This is a genomic window from Bacillus sp. Y3, from assembly GCF_008123875.1.
Lineage (GTDB): Bacteria > Bacillota > Bacilli > Bacillales > Bacillaceae > Bacillus > Bacillus altitudinis.
In genome coordinates this window covers 390827-409379 of the sequence record NZ_VSSC01000001.1, presented here as the reverse complement: position 1 = coordinate 409379, position 18553 = coordinate 390827, and the positions used below count along the sequence as shown (strand labels likewise).

Sequence of the window (18553 nt, the reverse complement as noted above, 5' to 3'; positions counted from 1 at the left end):
ACGGCAAGTACGCTGATCCGGCTGTGTGATAAAGTATTAATCCATTAGCACTGCATTTGGCTGTTATTTACAATCTGAATGAGAGGGCTTAAAATAGGTGTGCATTCAGAAGTAACGGAGGAAGAAAGACATGAAGCAGGAACATTCTCAACTTTGGATTGAAGTGAAAAATTATGTACTCATTTTAATAGGATCAGCCATCGTGGCGGTTGGCTTTAATACGTTATTATTACCAAATCAGATTGCTGCTGGCGGTGTGAGTGGAATCAGTACCATTGTGCAGTCATTCGGTTTTGAAGCTGCATATGTACAATGGGGCCTCAATATTCCGCTCTTTATCGCAGGCTTTTATTTATTAGGTGGAACATTTGGGGTAAAAACGCTCGTTGGTTCTGTCTTTTTACCTTTAATGGTGTTCTTAACAAGACACATTGCTCCTGTCACCCATGAAGCACTGCTCGCCGCAATATTTGGCGGTGTAGTGATTGGGATCGGAATTGGGCTCGTTTTCCTCGGCAATGGTTCAACGGGAGGAACGGCACTTGCGGCCAAAATCATCAATAAATATACAGGGCTGACGTTAGGTACTTGTTTAGCGATGATGGACGGTTTGATTGTTTTGGCGGCCATGACTGTTTTTGGGATTGAAGAAGGACTGTACGCTGTGATCGGAGTGTTCATTTCTAGTAAGACGATTGATGTCGTGCAGGCTGGCTTTAGTCACTCGAAGATGGCCATGATTATTACGGGTCATGAGGATGAGGTCAGACAGGCGGTGTTTGATCAAATTGATCGTGGTGTAACGAAGATTTCAGCAGTAGGTGGGTACACCGACCATGACCGGCCTATTTTAATGTGTGTTGTAGGGCAGTCACAATTCACAAAGTTGAAACAAGTGGTAAAAGCAATCGATGCATCAGCGTTTGTCATCGTCATGGATGCAAAAGAGGTGCTTGGTGAGGGTTTTAAAAGGGCATAAACAAGGATATAATAACGTTGACCAAATGATTGTAAGGGAGGGAAATACATGAAAAAGAGCGGATTAACGCTTCTTTTTGTCGCTATGCTTTTTGTACTTGCGGCCTGTGGAGGAAATTCAAGCAGCAGTGACAAAGAAGGCAGTAAAAGTGCTTCAAGTGTGAGCAGTGGTGAAGAGATTTATCAGCAAAACTGTATTGGCTGTCATGGAAAAGACTTATCTGGCGGAGGCGGCCCAAGCCTGAAAGAAGTCGGAAAGAAATATAATGAAAGCCAAATTGCAGATATTGCCCAGAACGGTAAAGGATCTATGCCAAGTGGAATGGTAGATGAAAAACAAGCAAAAGAAGTCGCCAAATGGCTTGCAGAGAAAAAATAAAACCTTTGTCTAATCGACAAGGTTTTTTTATTTTCTATTTGTAGAAAAAGACTTTTGAATAGTATGAAAACGTATTATATTAAATTTTATTTAAAAAATAAGGGTAAAAAGACACGTTTTTCGGTTTTGATTGCTCTATTTACCTTTTATTTATAAGTTTTGAAATATAAATGTAATACCATTGCGTCGATTCATGACGTATAATTGGAGTTGTTGAAATTTAGACGATTCAATTTTTTCATCTTTTTGGATGAAAAGGACATAAATTGCTTGTGCGTATCGAAGGGTATGTGCGTGACCATACATAACGTTTTTTGACGAGAAGTGTCAGAACATCATGATAAGCTGTTTGACAGCGAATAAGAAAAGATTAGGTGATTACATGATTGAAATGAAGGAAGTCTATAAGATCTATCCTAATGGTGTAAAGGCGATCAATGGAATCAATGTCTCTATCCATCCGGGAGAGTTTGTGTATGTTGTTGGTCCCAGTGGCGCTGGTAAATCCACGTTCATTAAAATGATGTATCGTGAAGAGAAACCAACAAAAGGGAAAATCTTAATTAATAACAAAGATTTAGGCTCGATGAAGGAAAAAGAAATTCCTTATGTGAGAAGAGAAATTGGCGTAGTATTCCAAGATTTCAAACTGCTTCCAAGTCTCACGGTCTTTGAGAACGTGGCATTTGCTCTTGAAGTCATTGGTGAACAGCCAAGTATTATTAAGAAAAAAGTGCTTGAGGTACTTGATTTGGTGCAATTAAAGCACAAAGCTCGTCAATTTCCAGATCAGCTTTCCGGCGGTGAACAGCAGCGTGTATCGATCGCTCGTTCGATCGTCAATCATCCTGAGGTTGTCATTGCAGACGAACCGACAGGAAACCTTGATCCAGATACTTCATGGGAAATCATGAAGACACTCGAAGAGATTAATAACCGCGGAACAACAGTCGTCATGGCGACACACAACAAAGAGATTGTAAACAGCATGAAGAAACGCGTCATCGCAATCGAAGATGGAATGATTGTGCGTGACGAAGCAAGAGGGGAGTACGGAATTTATGATTAAAACTCTCTCGCGGCATTTACGTGAGAGCTTCCGTTCACTTGGAAGAAACACGTGGATGACATTTGCATCAATTAGTGCGGTCACTGTCACATTGATTTTAGTTGGGGTTTTTCTTGTCATTATGCTCAACTTGAATAACATGGCATCGAACGCTGAGAAAGAAGTAGAAGTAAAAGTTCTCATCGATTTAACTGCGAATCAAAAGCAGCAGGATGAATTAAAAGCAGAAATTGAGAAGATTCCTGAAATCAGTGATGTGAAATATTCATCCAAGGATGATGAACTAAAAGCACTGATTAAAAGCTTTGGTGAAAATGGACAATCTATGGGACTGGTTGATCAAGAAAATCCATTGAATGATGCGTTTATTGTGAAAACAACAGATCCCCACGATACACCAAAAGTAGCGAAGAAATTAGAAAACCTAAAAGGGACGTATAAAGTCACTTATGGAAAAGAAGAGGTCAGCCGACTCTTTAATGTTGTCGGAGTGGCGCGTAATGTCGGCATCGCACTTATTATTGGGCTTTTATTTACAGCGATGTTCTTGATTTCCAATACGATCAAAATTACGATTTTTGCTAGACGTAAAGAAATTGAGATTATGAAACTAGTAGGTGCAACGAACTGGTTTATCCGCTGGCCGTTCTTCATCGAAGGATTACTACTTGGTGTATTTGGCTCGATTATACCAATCGCTGTATTGCTTGGCACGTATCAATATGCTGTCGGCTGGGTGGCACCAAGGGTACAAGGTTCATTTATTTCAATGCTTCCATACAATCCGTTTGTCTATCAAGTATCACTGATCCTTCTATTGATCGGTGCCATTATCGGTGTGTGGGGAAGTTTAACGTCCATCCGTAAATTCTTGAAAGTATAAATCTATTTATATTGATGGCAGCACTCGAAGATTCTATAGAAGATGTGACCGGTTGATCCAATTCATCCGGTCGACTCTTTATGCAGGCAGTTGTCATGGGAGGGGAATATCGTTTTGAAAAGAAAGCTGATGATGGCTGGAATGGCAGCGTTTATTGGAACAACGTGGCTATACATTCCAGGGAACGAAAATCGTGCATTCGCATACGAAGACCTAGATCAAAAACGTCAACAAATTGAAGAGAAAACATCGAAGACTGAATCAACCTTGAAGAAAAAGAAATCAGAACTGGCAAAGCTTGAAAAGAAAGAATCAAAGCTCAAGCAAGAAATTGAAAAAATTGACCAAAAAGTAAGTGCCGCAACTGAAAAAGTCGCTGAAAAAGAAAAAGAGGTCAAACAGACGAAACAAGAGATCAAAAAACTAAAAAAAGAGATTGAAGTCATCAACGAGCGAATTGAAAAGAGAAAAGCGATTTTCAAAGATCGAATTCGTTCTATGCAAAAAAGTGGCGGTACAATCAACTATTTAGATGTGCTGCTAGGTGCTCGTAGCTTTAGTGATTTTGTCAGTCGTGTGGGAGCTGTTACAACCATCGTCGAAGCAGATAAAGACATGATTACAGAACACGAAAATGATTTGGAGCTAGTGGAGCAAAAAGAAGCAGAGCTAAATAAACAGCTAAGTGGACTTGAAACATCTTTGAAAGAGCTTGAAACGTTGAAAAAGGACCTATCTAAACAGCAAAAAGAAAAAGGAAAAGTCCTTGGTCATGTAACGGAAGAAAAAGAACATGCACATGATGAACTAGGAAAGCTTGAAAATGAACAAGAAATTCTAGCGAATCAAAAAGCGGCGGTAAAGTCTGAAGAGGCACGTCGTCAAAAAGAAGAAGCGAAGAAAGCAGAACAAGCAGCTGCTGAAAAAAGTGCACCTGCACCAAGTGGAGGATCTGATCAAGTGTCAGATACACCAGCAAGTAGCTCAGGTTTCATTAAACCAGCTGCAGGCCGTTTCTCATCAGGCTTTGGCGGACGTTCTGGCGGACAGCATTACGGATTAGATATCGCTGCAAAAGGCACTGTATCTGTCGTTGCAGCCGCATCTGGAACAGTCACGAACTCAAGCTACTCGTCGAGTTATGGGAACGTGGTGTTCATTACACATAACATCAATGGCCAAACGTATCAAACGGTATACGCTCATCTTTCAACAAGAAGTGTGTCAACAGGTCAAAGAGTCGAGCAAGGTCAATTCCTTGGATATATGGGCAACACAGGTCAGTCTTATGGCCAGCATCTTCATTTTGAAATTCATAAAGGATTATGGAATGGCGCGAAATCAAATGCAGTCAATCCAGCGCAATATATCCGCTGACAAAAAGCCGATAACAGCATGTTATCGGCTTTTTTCATGTAGATGAAATTAAAATAACAGCAGTAATCCGGCAATAATAGGTGTTAAAAGCACAGCGGATTTTAAGAGAGGTTTCGGCGCAAGGCGTGTAAATTTTGCCCCAATAAAAGCCCCTAATACGGTACCGATTAAGATCTGAACGAGCAGGATAAAGTCAACATAGCCTTCTGAAATATAACCAATTCCACCGCCAATAGAGATTGGAATAATCACTAGCATCGTTGTGCCAACAGCTTGTCTAATAGACAGCTTCAGCAAAATCAAAAGCCCCACTTGAATAAATGGTGCTGATCCGATACCGAACATCCCTGAAAGCATCCCTGATACAAGGCCTAATATAATGCCCCTGATCAGCAATTGGCGTGAAGAAAGCGGCTGCTGTTCAGCATCTTCTTTTAGGACAAACAATTTGATCATCATAAAAACAGCAGATAAAAAGAGCATACCAGCTGTTAAATAGTGCAGGCTATCCTCTGGAATAAAAGGAGCCACTTTTGCTCCGGCAAATGAAGCAATACAAGCTAGTGCACCGACAATCAAACCTGATTTGAGCTGGATATTTCCTTCTCGGTAGTGGCTGTATGCACCAGATAAAGTCGTAAATGCCATAGCAGCTAAAGATGTCCCAAGTGCAGTATGGATTGGTACATCAAAGATTAACGTCAGCAATGCGATGACAAAACCAGCCCCGCCAGCTCCTACAAACCCTAGTAAAATTCCTAATAAAAGCATCGTCAATATAATATACATAGCGAAGACTCCTTCTCGATCGTAACAAAATAAAAATTACACCTAATGAAATGATTAGTCAAGCCTCCTTAGGAGAATGTCTTTACATGAAATCCCTTCTTCTGGCATATAATAACTCAGGTCATCAGGAAGAGTTGAAGAAGGAGGCCAAATATGAAAAAACAAATCGCATCCATCATGGCAAGTGTCATTCTCATTATCAGTGCAGGGGTTATGACGCATAAAGAGGCGACTCAAGCGGAGTCACCGAAAGCGGCTGCTGCAGTGGCTGGACAAGCTCAATCAAGTGATCGAGCGAAGGAAAACGGAATGGAGAAAATTGAGAAAGCCTATGACCTCATTTCGAATGAATATGTAGAGGAAGTGGATCGTCAAAAGCTGCTTGAAGGTGCCATTCAAGGAATGCTTTCAACCTTAAATGATCCGTATTCAGTATACATGGACAAGCAAACCGCAAAGCAATTTTCGGATTCACTTGATTCCTCATTTGAAGGAATTGGGGCAGAAGTTGGAATGGATGAAGGAAAGATTATCATTGTCTCTGCCTTTAAAAAATCCCCTGCGGCAAAGGCGGGTCTGAAACCGAAAGATGAAATCATCAGCATTGACGGTGAGTCGATGAAAGAAAAAAGCCTAAACGATGCTGTACTGAAAATAAGAGGAAAAAAAGGAACGTCTGTCGCCTTGAAAATCAGACGAAATGGAATTGAAAAAGAGCTAACATTCCATATCAAACGAGAAGAAATCCCGCTTGAAACCGTAACGGCTTCAATGAAAGAGGTCAATGGTCATAAAACAGGCTATATCGCGATCTCTAGCTTCTCTGAAGATACGGCGAAGGATTTCACGGCAAGCTTGAATAAGCTCGAGAAAAAGGGCATGGAAGGCCTTGTGCTGGACGTGAGAGGAAATCCTGGCGGCTATCTACAAAGTGTGGAAGATATTTTGAAACATTTTATCACAAAGGATCAGCCATATATTCAAATTGCAGAACGGAATGGCGATCGAAAACGATATTTTTCAAAACGAAAAGAACAAAAACCATACCCGGTCAATGTCTTAATTGATAAAGGAAGTGCATCCGCTTCTGAAATTCTGGCTGGTGCCATGAAAGAAGCAGGGAAGTATGAAGTGGTAGGTGACGTTTCCTTTGGTAAAGGAACTGTACAGCAGGCGGTACCAATGGGAGATGGGAGTAACATTAAATTAACGCTGTATAAGTGGCTGACACCGAAAGGGAATTGGATTCACAAAAAAGGCGTTGTGCCGACCATTGCGATTCATCAACCAGATTACTTCACCGTTGGCCCGCTCCAGCTGAAAGAACCGCTTCAGCTTGATATGAACAATGAAGAAGTCAGACAAGCACAGACATTGTTAAAAGGGTTATCATTTGACCCTGGCAGAGTAGATGGATATTTTGACGAAGAAACGAAAAAGGCTGTACTCGCATTTCAAAGCACATACAATCTCGAAAAATCAGGTGTGATTGATTTAAAGACAGCGAAAATGATGAACAAGATGGTAGATGAAGTGAAATCTTATGAAAAGAATGATCTTCAGCTGCAAACTGCACTAAAAGCACTATATCTCAAAAAATAAAGAGGCGAATAAATGCCTCTTTTTTTTGGTTCATAAGTGTTACGAACATGTAATAATTTATTCTTAAAAATATATTATATCTATAAATATATTCATTTATTTTACAAAAAACATAACATTCCTTCGAATTTACCCGATAACATATTTATATAAGAGACTTTCTGTTGATTTAAACATGTCATGAAAATGAAACTTTTGAAAGTTGTATGTTACATAAATAATTCTTACAATAAAAAGTAGCACTCATTTTAAATATTTTATTTTTTGCGGATATTCAGCTTAAGCATTGAGCTGTACCGAGGTTTGCGCTTTTCTTAAAAGAACTAGTAAATGGGGGTACACAATTGAAAAGGGCAAGTATTGTGAGAGAGAAAAAATATTACGAGTTGGTAGAGGAGCTTAAGAGTCGTACGAAAGATGTGACGTTTTCGGCTACAAAGGCATTAAGTCTACTCATGCTGTTAAGCAGGTACTTGGTCAATTACACAACGGTAGAATCAGTCGACGAGATCGATGAAGACTGTGCTGAGATATACTTCAATTATTTAATGGATAATCATAAGAGACTTGGTATAAACTTAACCGACATCAAGAGGTCCATGCAGCTTCTGGGCGGCATACTAGATGTAGATGTAAATCACTATTTAAAAGATTTTTCACTGTCGAATGTCACACTTTGGATGAATCAGGAGAAATAAACCTGATGTCAAGCATCGATTTATTTGATAGAATAAGAGAAAATGCTTGACTTGGGCGGTGAACGATAATGAGCTCGGAGTGGATGGGAGCCGGATTAAAAGCGGTCGGTCTGTTTTTAATCCATCCTCTTTTTTATTTTATGGTATTAATCAGCCTATTATATGGCTACATCCGCGTAAAGCGGGAGAGAAAAGCGTTTCAAACAAGAATAGAAGATGTTTACGATGAACTGAAATTTACATATTCAAAGGGATGGGTTCCAGGATTTTGTCTATCGATCATATCTGTAGGCTTAGGGATTTCCCTTCCGCCTGGATTCATCGTGCTGATTGCAGCGATGACCATCGTTTTCTCTTTATTCTTTAAGGCGAGTGCGCTTTCGTCTGCATACACACTCGGTTTCAGTTTTATTGCGGCATTTGGACTGATGTCTGTTCAAGTGAGCCAATCTTGGCTGCCGCAGCTTTCAATGATGAATGCATCAGCCGTTGTGATCCTGTTAGGGCTACTGTTAATGACCGAAGGCATCTTAGCCTATCGAACGGCGCATTTACGTACATCGCCTGCAATGGTGATGAGTGCGAGAGGACTTTTGATCGGCCAGCAGCGAGCGAACCGTCTGTGGCTTCTACCACTTGTTTTGCTGATGCCGGCAGGTGAATGGACTTCTTCTCTGCCATGGTGGCCTGTGCTTCAAGTGCACGATCAAAGCTTTTCATTTATTGTGATCCCTTACATCATCGGCTTTGGCCAGCGTATTCAAGGATCGCTGCCAATTGTGAGTATTCAAATTACGTCACGCCGTATTATGATGCTCGGTCTAGCTGTTGCTGCAGTAGGTGCGGCAAGTATTTGGTTTGAGCCGATTGCGTGGGGAGCTGTTGTTCTAGCGATTGCAGGAAGAGCCTTTTTATCATGGAAGCAGAGGGTGAATGACAACGCTGCACCATTCTTTTTCTCTAAGCGGAATCAAGGGCTTATGGTGCTTGGTATCATTCCGAATACCCCTGCGGCTGATTTAAAGCTTGAGATCGGAGAAATGATTACAAAGGTCAATGGAATCGAGATCAAAACCGTTTCAGAATTTTATGAAGCACTACAAACCAACCGTGCTCTGACAAAGCTCGAGATCATTGGTCTCAATGGTCAGACAAGATTTGAGAAACGCGCCTCTTACGAAGGGGAGCATCACCAGCTTGGTATCCTGTTTGTGAAGGACGATCCTCAGCAAGAGCCAACGGCGATTTCATCTTAAAAAAAGCTGCTAGAGATGGCAGCTTTTTTCTTTTGGGTGCGTTTCTCTCCCATAGGATTCACCCCATTCACGCATGGCAAAGATAATGGGCTTTAACGTATTTCCAAGAGAAGTCAGTGAATACTCGACACGAGGAGGAACTTCCTCATAGACTTCACGGTGAACAATCCCGTCTTGTTCAAGTTCTCGTAATTGCAACGTCAGGACACGCTGCGAAATTCTTGGCAGAAGCCGGCGTATTTCGTTGTAACGCTTTGGACCGCAAGTCAAATGATAAAGGATGACGCCTTTCCATTTCCCTCCGATGACATTTGTAGTGATAGACACGGGACAGCCATGATTCACAATACTGACTGGATTGGATGGTGCACTCATCTCAACATTCCTTTCTTAAACGAAAATGGTCATAAACGCACATGTTTGTACCTAACGAACAAAAATGTGCGTACTTGAATCAATGGAAGCTTTTCTTTTACCATAGAGATAGACATCACACATTCGGGTTGTTTGTTTTCCTATCATAACAATTTCTATGAGGGAATGGAAAGAAATTGGATTGTGGGAACACACCTGTTCATTAGAAAGGATGAATAATATGCGAGACAAAGAGCTATTAAAAAAAGAAATCATTGAGGCGTATGAATTCCGTCATGCGACAAAAGAGTTTGACCCAGCGAAAAAGATTCCAGAGGATGATTTTGCATTTATTTTAGAAACAGGAAGACTTTCTCCAAGCTCTGTAGGGTTTGAGCCTTGGAAGTTCATCGTTGTTCAAAATGAAGCATTCAGAGAAAAATTAAAAGAGTATACATGGGGGGCACAAAAGCAGCTTCCAACTGCCAGCCATTTTGTGATCATCTTGGCAAGAACAGATGCCCGCTATGATTCAGCATATGCAGAATACATCAACAAGCAAATCAAAGGAATGACAGACGAAACGTTTGAAATGGTCAAGGGGCGCTACAGAGAATTTCAAGAGAACGATCTTCATCTACTAGAAAATGACCGTACATTATTTGATTGGGCTTCAAAACAAACGTATATTGCCTTAGGTAACATGATGACAGCTGCGGCACAGATCGGCATTGATTCATGCCCAGTTGAAGGATTTAGCTACGATCACATCCATCGTATCTTAGAAGAAGAAGGGTTACTGGAGGATGGTCAATACGACATCTCTGTCATGGCAGCCTTCGGTTATCGTGTCATTGAGCCAAAACGCGGCAAAACACGTCGCCCGATGGATGAAGTAGCTGTTTGGATTCGTTAATCGCTGTTTGTCTGAAAAAGGCTGTTGACAATTGCGTGGTTAGTCAGTATATTTAAAAAATAAAATCTTTGACGAATATACAAATTTGACTATAAACGCTTTGACTTGAGAATAGTAAATGAACATCCGTTTTTTAAGAGAGCTGCGGGTCGGTGCAACGCAGTAAAACGAATCATTGAACTCGCTCAAAGAGCGGTAAGACTGAATGAATAGTAAGTCTTTACGTGTGACCTCCGTTATCGGGTTTTAAGTTGGATTCAGCCATGGCTGAATCAATAAGAGTGGTAACGCGGTTGCAAGGTCAGTCGTCTCTTCCAGGAGATGGCTGGCCTTTTTATATGCTTTTATCTCATATTTGTCTGAAGATTCAAATTTAAAGGAGCTATAGAAAATGGAAAAGGAACATGTGCAGTTAAAACGAACAATGACATCAAGGCATATTATGATGCTTGCGCTTGGCGGTGCCATCGGTGCTGGTCTGTTTAAAGGAAGCAGTTCTGCCATTGATATTGCGGGTCCTGCTGTCATTTTGGCATACATGATTGGTGGTCTTATTTTATTATTTATTATGCAAGGACTTGCCGAAATGACCGTTGCACGACCTGGAGCAAGAACATTCCGTGACTTGATTGAACCTGTGTTAGGAAAGTACCCGGCCTATTTCTTAGACTGGATCTATTGGAAGATGTGGGTGCTGAACATTGCAGCAGAAGCGATTGTGTCGGCCATCTTTATTCAGTACTGGTTCCCACAAGTGCCAATCTGGATGCTTGTGTTAATCATTTCACTTGTAGTCACAATCATTAATGTTTGCTCAGTCAAAATGTTTGCTGAGACAGAGTATTGGTTAGCTTCTATTAAAATTGCTGTCATCATCTTATTTATTATCATTGGATTTACCATGCTATTTGTCTCATTCGGACAGCATGCAGCACCTGGATTGTCTAACTTAACGGATCACGGTGGATTTTTCCCAAATGGTACTGGCGGATTAATTGCAGCAATGCTGGTTGTCGTGTATTCATATGGTGGGACGGAGATGATTGGGGTCACGTTAGCAGAAACAAAAAACCCTGAAAAAGTCATCCCAAAGGCCATTCAAAGTACGTTTGTACGCATCATCGGTTTTTATGTACTGCCGTTCTTTATCATTGTCAGCTTAATCCCTTGGAATCAAGTAAACAATGAGCAAGTAAGTCCATTTGTGACAGTGTTTGCAACAATCGGAATACCGTATGCCAGTGACATCATGAACGGCATTATCTTACTAGCGATTTTGTCTTCTATGAACTCTGGCTTGTATGCTTCATCACGGGTGCTTTATACACAGGCAATGGATGGCCGTGTATGGAAAGGATTCTCCAAGCTGTCAAAACAGCAGGTGCCTGTTCGAGCCATCCTTGTATGTACATCTACCTTGTATGCAGCTGTATTGATTTCTCTTTTTGTAGGAAGTCAAACGTTTAATTACTTGATGGGCTCTTTAAGTTACACAGTTCTATTCATCTGGTTTATCATTGCCGTCGGTCATTTGAAATCTCGAAGCGTCGCACAGCCAGGCGGATATCGTGTGAAACTGTATCCTTTCACAACGTGGTTTTCCGTTATTGCGATCATGGCCATTTTTGTCGGCGTTGTATTCAATACACCAATTGTTCAAACGCTGGTCACTATGGGCATTTATTTAATCATTACACTTTCTTTCTTTATTAACAGAAAACGGTTTGAAACAGCCGTCTAATTTATTAAAAAGCGTGCAGGACCTTTTGAAGGGTCTCGCACGCTTTTTTTAATGCTGTTTATATTGCTTGAAGTGGACAGGGGATTGAACGGGATGGGGCTTTGCCTGAAGGCCATAGCTCTCCCTGACGATATAAAGCGGCCGGTCCTTGGCTTCATCGTAGATTCGGCCGATATACTCCCCGATCATGCCTAACATAAAGAGGATGATCCCGCTAAAGAATAGCTGAATGACAATTAATGAACTCCAGCCGGTGATGGTGCTGTTAGTAAAAAGCTTTAAATATAAAACTAGAAACATCGAAATGAAGCCAATAGCTGAAAGGACAATACCTGCTACGCTGGCTAGCTTTAAAGGTTTGTAAGAAAAAGATGTGATCCCATCCATCGAGAGCTTGAGCATTTTTTTGAGAGGGTACTTTGTTTCTCCTGCCAACCGCTCATCCCGAACATATTCTACCGCAATCTGTTTGAAGCCAACCCAGCTCACTAATCCCCGGACAAATGGGTTTTTCTCGCGTATTTTTTTCATTTCATGACACACTTTACGATCCATCAATCTAAAGTCGCCGGTGTCAATAGGAATATCTACTTCAGTGATTTGACGTAGCACTCGGTAGAAAAGGGAAGCCGTGTACTTTTTGAAAGCTGTTTCGCCTTTTCGTTGCGTGCGGACCGCGTATACGACCTCATAGCCTTCCTTCCATTTTTCAATCATGTCTAAAATCAATTCAGGTGGATCTTGTAAATCCGCATCAATCACTACGACAGCTTCTCCCTTTGCATAATCCATTCCCGCTGTAATGGCAATTTGATGCCCAAAGTTACGAGAAAAATCAATAAGTCTCACATGCGGATCAGTCTGGCAGTACCCTTTAATCAGTTCAGCTGTTCGATCCATACTGCCGTCATTGACGAAGAGAAGCTCATATGCTTCTCCCGTCGAATCCATGACGGTCTTGAGGCGCTGATACGATTCATGGATCACAAGTTCTTCATTATACACTGGGACTACAACAGAGTATTGTATGTTCTTTTCCATCAGTCATCGTTCCTCCCTTTTAATAGATGAATTAATCAACGGATAGTTCATAAAGAGTACCGCTCTCCATTCCGCCCATTCGTCCATTTGACTGATCATTTTGTTCTGATTGTTGGCTGTCTGAGCTGTCTGTTTGCTGGTTCGTTTTGGATGTAGAGCTGTTCTGCCATTTAGAAGTAGATACTTCTTTGCCATTTTTTTGAATCCAAGTGAGAATGTCAGAGCTGCCGCCTCTCATACCAGAAAGATAGAAGTATTTGATTTTGCCGTCTTTAACGAGCTGTTTGAATTCATTAAGCGTGAGAATGTTATCAGATCCACTAAATCCACCTAATGCCATAACAGCTTTTCCTGTTTTAATAATGTAAGGCGAAGCAGTGGTTGCATCTGTTGTCCCGAATAGGAATTCTTCTCCCGTATTGTTTTTTTCCAGATAGCTGATCAGCTTTTCATTGACTTGTGAACTCATGCTGCCACTTGAAGTTGCAAGCTGAGGACCAGCCTCTGGCAGCATACTGTTTCCTCCGTAAAGAAGAGGTGTGCTTGCCCAGTATAGTGGTGCGATCAGCATCCCAAGGATGGCAATGAGAGACATGAATTGTTTTAGTTTTTCTTTCCCTTTTATCAAGAGCAGAGAAAGGATGGTTCCAACACCAATGATACCGACTGCAATGCTTAGTCCAAGACCGATCGTGCTTGTAAAAGTGGATAGGATAAAGATTTCAAATGCGGTTGTGACGAATATCGCAATTGGCAGTAGCCATTTTTTAAAGCCAGTTCCCGTTTGAAACAATTGAGTCATAGAAACCCATCCGGCTCCTGCTAAGACAGCAATTGGCGGTGCCAGCATGATTAAATAATAGTGATGGAAAAATCCAGCTACACTGAAGAATGCAGCAACAGGTATAAGCCAAGCTAACCAAAATAGTGTTTCTTTTTGTTTTGTATTGAGGCGTCTTCTTTCAAAGGCTGTCGAGAAGAAGATACCAATCGCACCGAAGAGCGCAAATGGAAGCAGCCAGCTGATTTGATCGGACAGTTCAGATTGGAACAGACGTAATGGCCCTTTTGTTCCTGTTCCAAACATGCCAGAACCATTTCCCATTTTTCCGCCCCCGCCATTTGGCGGTCCATCACCATTACCGCCTGAAGGCATATCAGGTGGTGTTGTGCCGTTTGCATTGCTTGGTGGTCCTTGCATTGAAGGCTGTTCCTGACTGGATGATTGGTTTGAATTGTCTGAGTTGTTTTGAGTTCCATTTGATGGCGGCTGAGGCATGGTGGATGAATCATTGTCATTTTGCTGATCACCCTGCTGTGAAGGTGGCTGTCCCTCACCTTGATTTGTGCCGCCTCCTCCGCCAGACTGTTGACCAGTCAACCGCTGAAGACCATTGTAACCAAAGGCTAATTCTAGTGCTGAATTCGATTGACTTGATCCCATATAAGGACGATTGTCTTTGGAAGTGAGATCAACCGCTATAGACCATGAAGCAGATACACCTAAAAGAACAATCATCGAAATCATCAGCGATAACAACTTTTTCTTCCATGTCGTTCGATAGGCGATGATGTAAAACAGGACGAGAGCCGGTACAATCATATACGCTTGCAGCATTTTTGTATTAAAACCGACACCGATCATTGCAAAAGAAGCAATCGCCCAAAGCACTTTCTGCTGTTTCACAGCCTTGAACATCATGGCTGTTGCGAGTAAAAGAATAAAGACGAGTAAGCTGTCAATGTTATTTGTACGAGATACAGCAACTGCGATTGGTGTACACGCCATAATGAGTGCTGACACTCTTGCAGCAGCCAGGCCAAATGTAGGTTTGACTAGGCGGTAGATTAAATAAACAGATCCAATGCCAGCTAAAGCTTGGGGTAAGATCACACTCCAGCCATGCAGGCCAAAAATTTTGGCACTGATCGTTTGCAGCCAGAAGGCGAGCGGTGGTTTATCCACCGTGACATAACCTGAGGGATCGAACGAAGCAAAGAAGAAATTATGCCAGCTTTGCATCATACTTGTGACCGCCGCTGTATAATAAGCGTTCACCGTATCGTCGTTCCAAATGTTATAAATGTTTAAAATGGCAGATAAAATCAATATGAAAAATAAATAAAGATCAAATTTCTGAAAGCGTCTAATCAAAAGCTTGTCACTCCTTTTTCTTAACTTGAAAAAAGTGTAACAAGCAAATATGAATAAATTGTTAATAAAAAAAGGCCAATTCTTTATTTTTCTGTTGAATAAAAACAGCTCTAGAAAAGAGCTGTTTGGTTTAAGATGTCATCTTATTTTATGAGGAGACAGGAGGAGTTTCAGTGCTCTCTGCACTTGGTAATTGTATAATAGCGGTCGTACCTAGGCCTTGTTCAGATTGAAGAACGAACGTGCCACGATGTTTTTTTATAATTTGATAAACAATGGCTAGTCCAAGACCAGAGCCGCCATCTTTTCTTGTGCGGGCTTTATTCACTCGATAAAAACGCTCAGAAACATGAGGGAGATCTCCTTTTGGAATTCCGCTGCCTTCATCTGTGATTCTCAATTCAGCAGTTTGTTGGTGAACGAATAATTCAATCGAAATCGATTTTCCTGATGGCGTGTAATGGATGGCATTGTCCAATAAATTACGAACGACTTGCTCAAGTCGATCGTTATCACCATAAATAATACATTCTTCTTCGAGTTCTCGGTTGAACGAGATTCCCTTTTGACTAGTAATGAATGTCATTTGATCAAGAACATCATGAATAAGCTGCGAAAAGACGATTGGTTCCATCGTTAGTGGATAAGATTCCCCCTCTAACTGCGCGAGATCAAGAAGATCATGTACGAGCCTGCTTAATCGTGTGGATTCGTCTTGAATAATCTGCATGCCTTTCTTTTGATCAATAATGCCTTCTTCAATTCCTTCGGCATAGCCTTTCATATAACTTAAAGGCGTTCTCAGTTCGTGAGAGACATTAGCAAGGAACTCTCTGCGATGCTGTTCAACTTTTTCTAACGTAGAGGACAGTTTATTAAAGGAACGGCTCAGCTGATTTAGCTCATCCCCTTTTTCGGTCACAGCCATGCGTTTTGAAAAATCACCAGATTCCATTTCCATTGCAATTTCTTTCATTTGATTGATCGTCCTTACGACTTTATTAGAACTTTTATATCCAATAAAGAAAATCAAAAGCAGGATAATTAAAATAGAGATGCCAAGCGTTAATCGAATTTGAACAAACGGTTCATACACATCAGATAAAGGCATAGAGAGGAAAATGGTTCCTGATAAATCATTTTTGTTTGAGAACACAGGGATGGCAATCCCGAGAATATCTTGATGAAACTGGGGGTGTTCTCTAATTAACACAACTGTTTCCCCCTGAAGAAGTTTTTGGCGTTCTTTAAACGTAATGAGGTTATCGTTTGTATTCGTATCAAAAGGAATACCGCTTGAAAGCTCCATAGGATCATCAGTAAAAATAACACTTGCCTGACTTGAGTCATTTGCCCACTTCATTCTGTCAGTAAAATATGTGTCTTTCCCGTGTTTGTGATAGATTTCTGCCAGCTTCTTTCCTTGTAAACTTAAAGAGTCAATCTGTTTATCTATATATAAGTGCTGGTATAAGTAATAAGTCAGGGCAAGAGCTGAGGCAGCAACGATGCCTATAACGGAAAGGATTAAGAAAAGCACTTTCCTTTTAATAGATAATGGCTTCATTTGTCCTCCTCAAACTTATAGCCGACACCCCAAACGGTCTTAATATACCGTTCCGCTTCCTTTAATTTCAGTCTTAGTGTTTTAATATGTGTATCGACTGTTCTTAAAGAGCCACTAGGTGAGTGTGATTCCCACAATTTTTGATAGAGCTGTTCACGGGAAAAGACTTGGCCTTGATTGAGCAGAAGAAACATAAGTAAATCAAATTCTCTTCTTGTTAAATTGATGGGCTTTTGCTTGAGATAGACTTGTCTGCCGTCTTGATCGATCTCCAAGTCACCAATCATGATTCGACTGCGCTTTAAAGAAAGACCTCTAATTCGTCTTAATGTCGTTTCAATTCTAGCTGCAAGCTCACGTAGACTAAAAGGCTTCATGATGTAGTCGTCTGCGCCAATTTTCAGCCCCTTAATGCGATCTTCTTCATAACTTCTAGCTGTTAAAAATAAAATGGGGATTTGGGAGGTTTGCCTGATGCGCTGGCAGACTTCGAATCCATCCATATCTGGCATCATAATATCCAATACAACAAGGTCAATGGCCTCTTTTTCAAGCTGATGTAAGGCGCCCGTGCCATTATTTGCAGTTATCACGTGAAAGCCTTGTCTCTGCAAAAAGGATCCGATTAACTCAAGCATATCTAATTCATCATCTACTATTAAAATATTCATCTGTTCTTTCATTTCTTTTCCTCCAACATGATAGCATAAGGTCCTGCTGGGATGTTCAGTCGGTTCTTCAACATAAATGTATGTTTGTCGATGACGGATACTGAATTGTCATCTAAGTTACTGACATATATAGATGAGGAATCAGCAGTGATATAATTCGGATTTTGACCGGTCTCAACAGAGGAAAGCAGTTTGTTTTTCTCGGTATTTACTTTATATAGTGTGTGGTCTCCATGACATAATACATATAAAGTAGAAGAGTTTTTTTCTGAAAAAAATGCGACTGGCATAACACCTAGTTTGATTTCTCGCTGTTTTTTACCTGTTTTAGGGTCGTAAGCAAAAATGCTCTTATTTAATGTGCCCGGTTTACCGTGCCCTCCAACCCAAATGGAATGCCCATCAAAATGAATGCCAGATGGCCGTTCTAGGACGGAAATCGTTCGTATCTTTTTTTTCTTTTCAATATCAATGACTGAAACAGAATGACTTTTTGCATTTAAAACAAACAACGTTCCTGAAGAAGACAACGCCATAGAAGAGGGGAATGTCCCGGTCTTCACAGTTGCTTTTATTTTCTTGTGCACTGTATCGATAAAATAAACGACATTTTTCTCTGAATCGGTCACAAGTAAAGTGTTGGTATCCGCATCATACGCAAGTGAAGTCAGACCTTTATTCATATCCATATAGTCCGCTGCTGTTCCTTTTTTTAAATTGATTTCTATAAGAGATTGTCCTTCCTTACTTGATGCAATGATCACGTCTTTGTTGATGTGAACAAGATCAGTGAGAGGATGTTTTAAATCAACGGAAGAGACAATTTTATTTTTTTGTAAATCAACGATTGAAAAGGAGGCTTTTTTTAGTTGAGAAATGACAGCAATTGATTGAGAGCTGCCAGGGGGCGTAAATTGCTGGTCTTTTCCGCAGCCTGCTAGGAAAAATAGTAGAGCTGACAAGCATATTAAAAAATATTTCACTCGTTTCATCCTTCTGCTCCTTTGGTGCTCTATTTTCAAAAAGCATAACACAAAAATTGTGAAAAAAAATCGAAGTTATGAATGCTGGAAGATA

17 protein-coding genes and 1 other annotated feature are annotated in these 18553 nt (G+C 40.8%); of the genes, 10 read left to right on the top strand and 7 right to left on the bottom strand.

Translation table 11 applies throughout. The features are described 5' to 3' along the window. The first annotated feature begins 130 nt into the window (after window positions 1-130). From FXF70_RS02115 to FXF70_RS02095, 5 genes are all read left to right on the top strand, one after another. On the top strand, window positions 131-979 hold the full coding sequence (locus tag FXF70_RS02115; protein ID WP_148779764.1) for a YitT family protein: 849 nt from the start codon (window positions 131-133) through the stop codon (window positions 977-979). 48 nt (window positions 980-1027) lie between these two features. Further along, a complete protein-coding gene (gene cccB / locus FXF70_RS02110) occupies window positions 1028-1357 on the top strand; it encodes a cytochrome c551 (protein WP_008348231.1) in 330 nt (109 codons plus the stop codon). A 382-nt stretch (window positions 1358-1739) separates the two neighbouring features. Further along, window positions 1740-2426 carry a cell division ATP-binding protein FtsE gene (ftsE, locus tag FXF70_RS02105; protein WP_008348229.1) on the top strand — a complete coding sequence of 229 codons (687 nt, stop codon included), beginning with the start codon at window positions 1740-1742 and terminating at the stop codon, window positions 2424-2426. Beyond that, complete coding sequence (gene ftsX / locus FXF70_RS02100; protein WP_024719915.1) at window positions 2419-3309, top strand: permease-like cell division protein FtsX; 891 nt, start codon at window positions 2419-2421, stop codon at window positions 3307-3309. Before ftsE ends, ftsX begins: the two co-directional genes overlap by 8 nt. 114 nt (window positions 3310-3423) lie before the next feature. After that, window positions 3424-4686 (top strand): murein hydrolase activator EnvC family protein, encoded by a 1263-nt coding sequence (locus FXF70_RS02095; RefSeq protein WP_008348225.1) that lies wholly within the window; start codon window positions 3424-3426, stop codon window positions 4684-4686. 48 nt (window positions 4687-4734) lie between these two features. Here the strand turns inward: FXF70_RS02095 and FXF70_RS02090 are convergent, their stop codons facing one another. Further along, window positions 4735-5475: a sulfite exporter TauE/SafE family protein gene (locus tag FXF70_RS02090; RefSeq protein ID WP_017368130.1), complete on the bottom strand. Its 741-nt coding sequence runs from the start codon at window positions 5473-5475 to the stop codon at window positions 4735-4737. A 153-nt stretch (window positions 5476-5628) separates the two neighbouring features. On the opposite strand from FXF70_RS02090, the gene ctpB reads away from it, so the two are divergent. From ctpB to FXF70_RS02075, 3 genes are all read left to right on the top strand, one after another. Further along, complete coding sequence (ctpB, locus tag FXF70_RS02085; protein WP_046344575.1) at window positions 5629-7077, top strand: carboxy-terminal processing protease CtpB; 1449 nt, start codon at window positions 5629-5631, stop codon at window positions 7075-7077. 344 nt (window positions 7078-7421) lie between these two features. Then, window positions 7422-7775, top strand: a complete 354-nt coding sequence (locus FXF70_RS02080; protein WP_007500014.1) for a swarming motility protein SwrAA — start codon at window positions 7422-7424, stop codon at window positions 7773-7775. A 68-nt stretch (window positions 7776-7843) separates the two neighbouring features. Then, window positions 7844-9031, top strand: coding sequence for a PDZ domain-containing protein (locus tag FXF70_RS02075; RefSeq protein WP_262368766.1), 1188 nt, complete (start codon window positions 7844-7846; stop codon window positions 9029-9031). 9 nt (window positions 9032-9040) lie between these two features. On the opposite strand, the gene FXF70_RS02070 is transcribed toward FXF70_RS02075, so the two are convergent. Next, window positions 9041-9406, bottom strand: coding sequence for a winged helix-turn-helix transcriptional regulator (locus FXF70_RS02070; protein ID WP_148779763.1), 366 nt, complete (start codon window positions 9404-9406; stop codon window positions 9041-9043). A 220-nt stretch (window positions 9407-9626) separates the two neighbouring features. Here FXF70_RS02070 and FXF70_RS02065 point away from each other — a divergent pair, with 220 nt between their 5' ends. Both FXF70_RS02065 and FXF70_RS02060 read left to right on the top strand, forming a co-directional pair. Next, on the top strand, window positions 9627-10301 hold the full coding sequence (locus tag FXF70_RS02065) for an NAD(P)H-dependent oxidoreductase (RefSeq protein WP_148779762.1): 675 nt from the start codon (window positions 9627-9629) through the stop codon (window positions 10299-10301). 91 nt (window positions 10302-10392) lie between these two features. Beyond that, window positions 10393-10617, top strand: a binding site (T-box leader). A gap of 75 nt (window positions 10618-10692) precedes the next feature. Then, window positions 10693-12042: an amino acid permease gene (locus FXF70_RS02060; RefSeq protein WP_148779761.1), complete on the top strand. Its 1350-nt coding sequence runs from the start codon at window positions 10693-10695 to the stop codon at window positions 12040-12042. Window positions 12043-12090: 48 nt separating this feature from the next. On the opposite strand, the gene FXF70_RS02055 is transcribed toward FXF70_RS02060, so the two are convergent. From FXF70_RS02055 to FXF70_RS02035, 5 genes are all read right to left on the bottom strand, one after another. Beyond that, on the bottom strand, window positions 12091-13083 hold the full coding sequence (locus FXF70_RS02055; RefSeq protein WP_099496864.1) for a glycosyltransferase family 2 protein: 993 nt from the start codon (window positions 13081-13083) through the stop codon (window positions 12091-12093). A gap of 31 nt (window positions 13084-13114) precedes the next feature. After that, window positions 13115-15238 carry an ArnT family glycosyltransferase gene (locus FXF70_RS02050; protein ID WP_148779760.1) on the bottom strand — a complete coding sequence of 708 codons (2124 nt, stop codon included), beginning with the start codon at window positions 15236-15238 and terminating at the stop codon, window positions 13115-13117. Between the two features lie 148 nt (window positions 15239-15386). Continuing rightward, on the bottom strand, window positions 15387-16805 hold the full coding sequence (locus FXF70_RS02045; protein ID WP_148779759.1) for a HAMP domain-containing sensor histidine kinase: 1419 nt from the start codon (window positions 16803-16805) through the stop codon (window positions 15387-15389). Then, window positions 16802-17488 (bottom strand): response regulator transcription factor, encoded by a 687-nt coding sequence (locus FXF70_RS02040; RefSeq protein WP_148779758.1) that lies wholly within the window; start codon window positions 17486-17488, stop codon window positions 16802-16804. Before FXF70_RS02040 ends, FXF70_RS02045 begins: the two co-directional genes overlap by 4 nt. After that, on the bottom strand, window positions 17485-18468 hold the full coding sequence (locus FXF70_RS02035; protein ID WP_057079000.1) for a YncE family protein: 984 nt from the start codon (window positions 18466-18468) through the stop codon (window positions 17485-17487). Before FXF70_RS02035 ends, FXF70_RS02040 begins: the two co-directional genes overlap by 4 nt. Window positions 18469-18553: the final 85 nt, after the last annotated feature.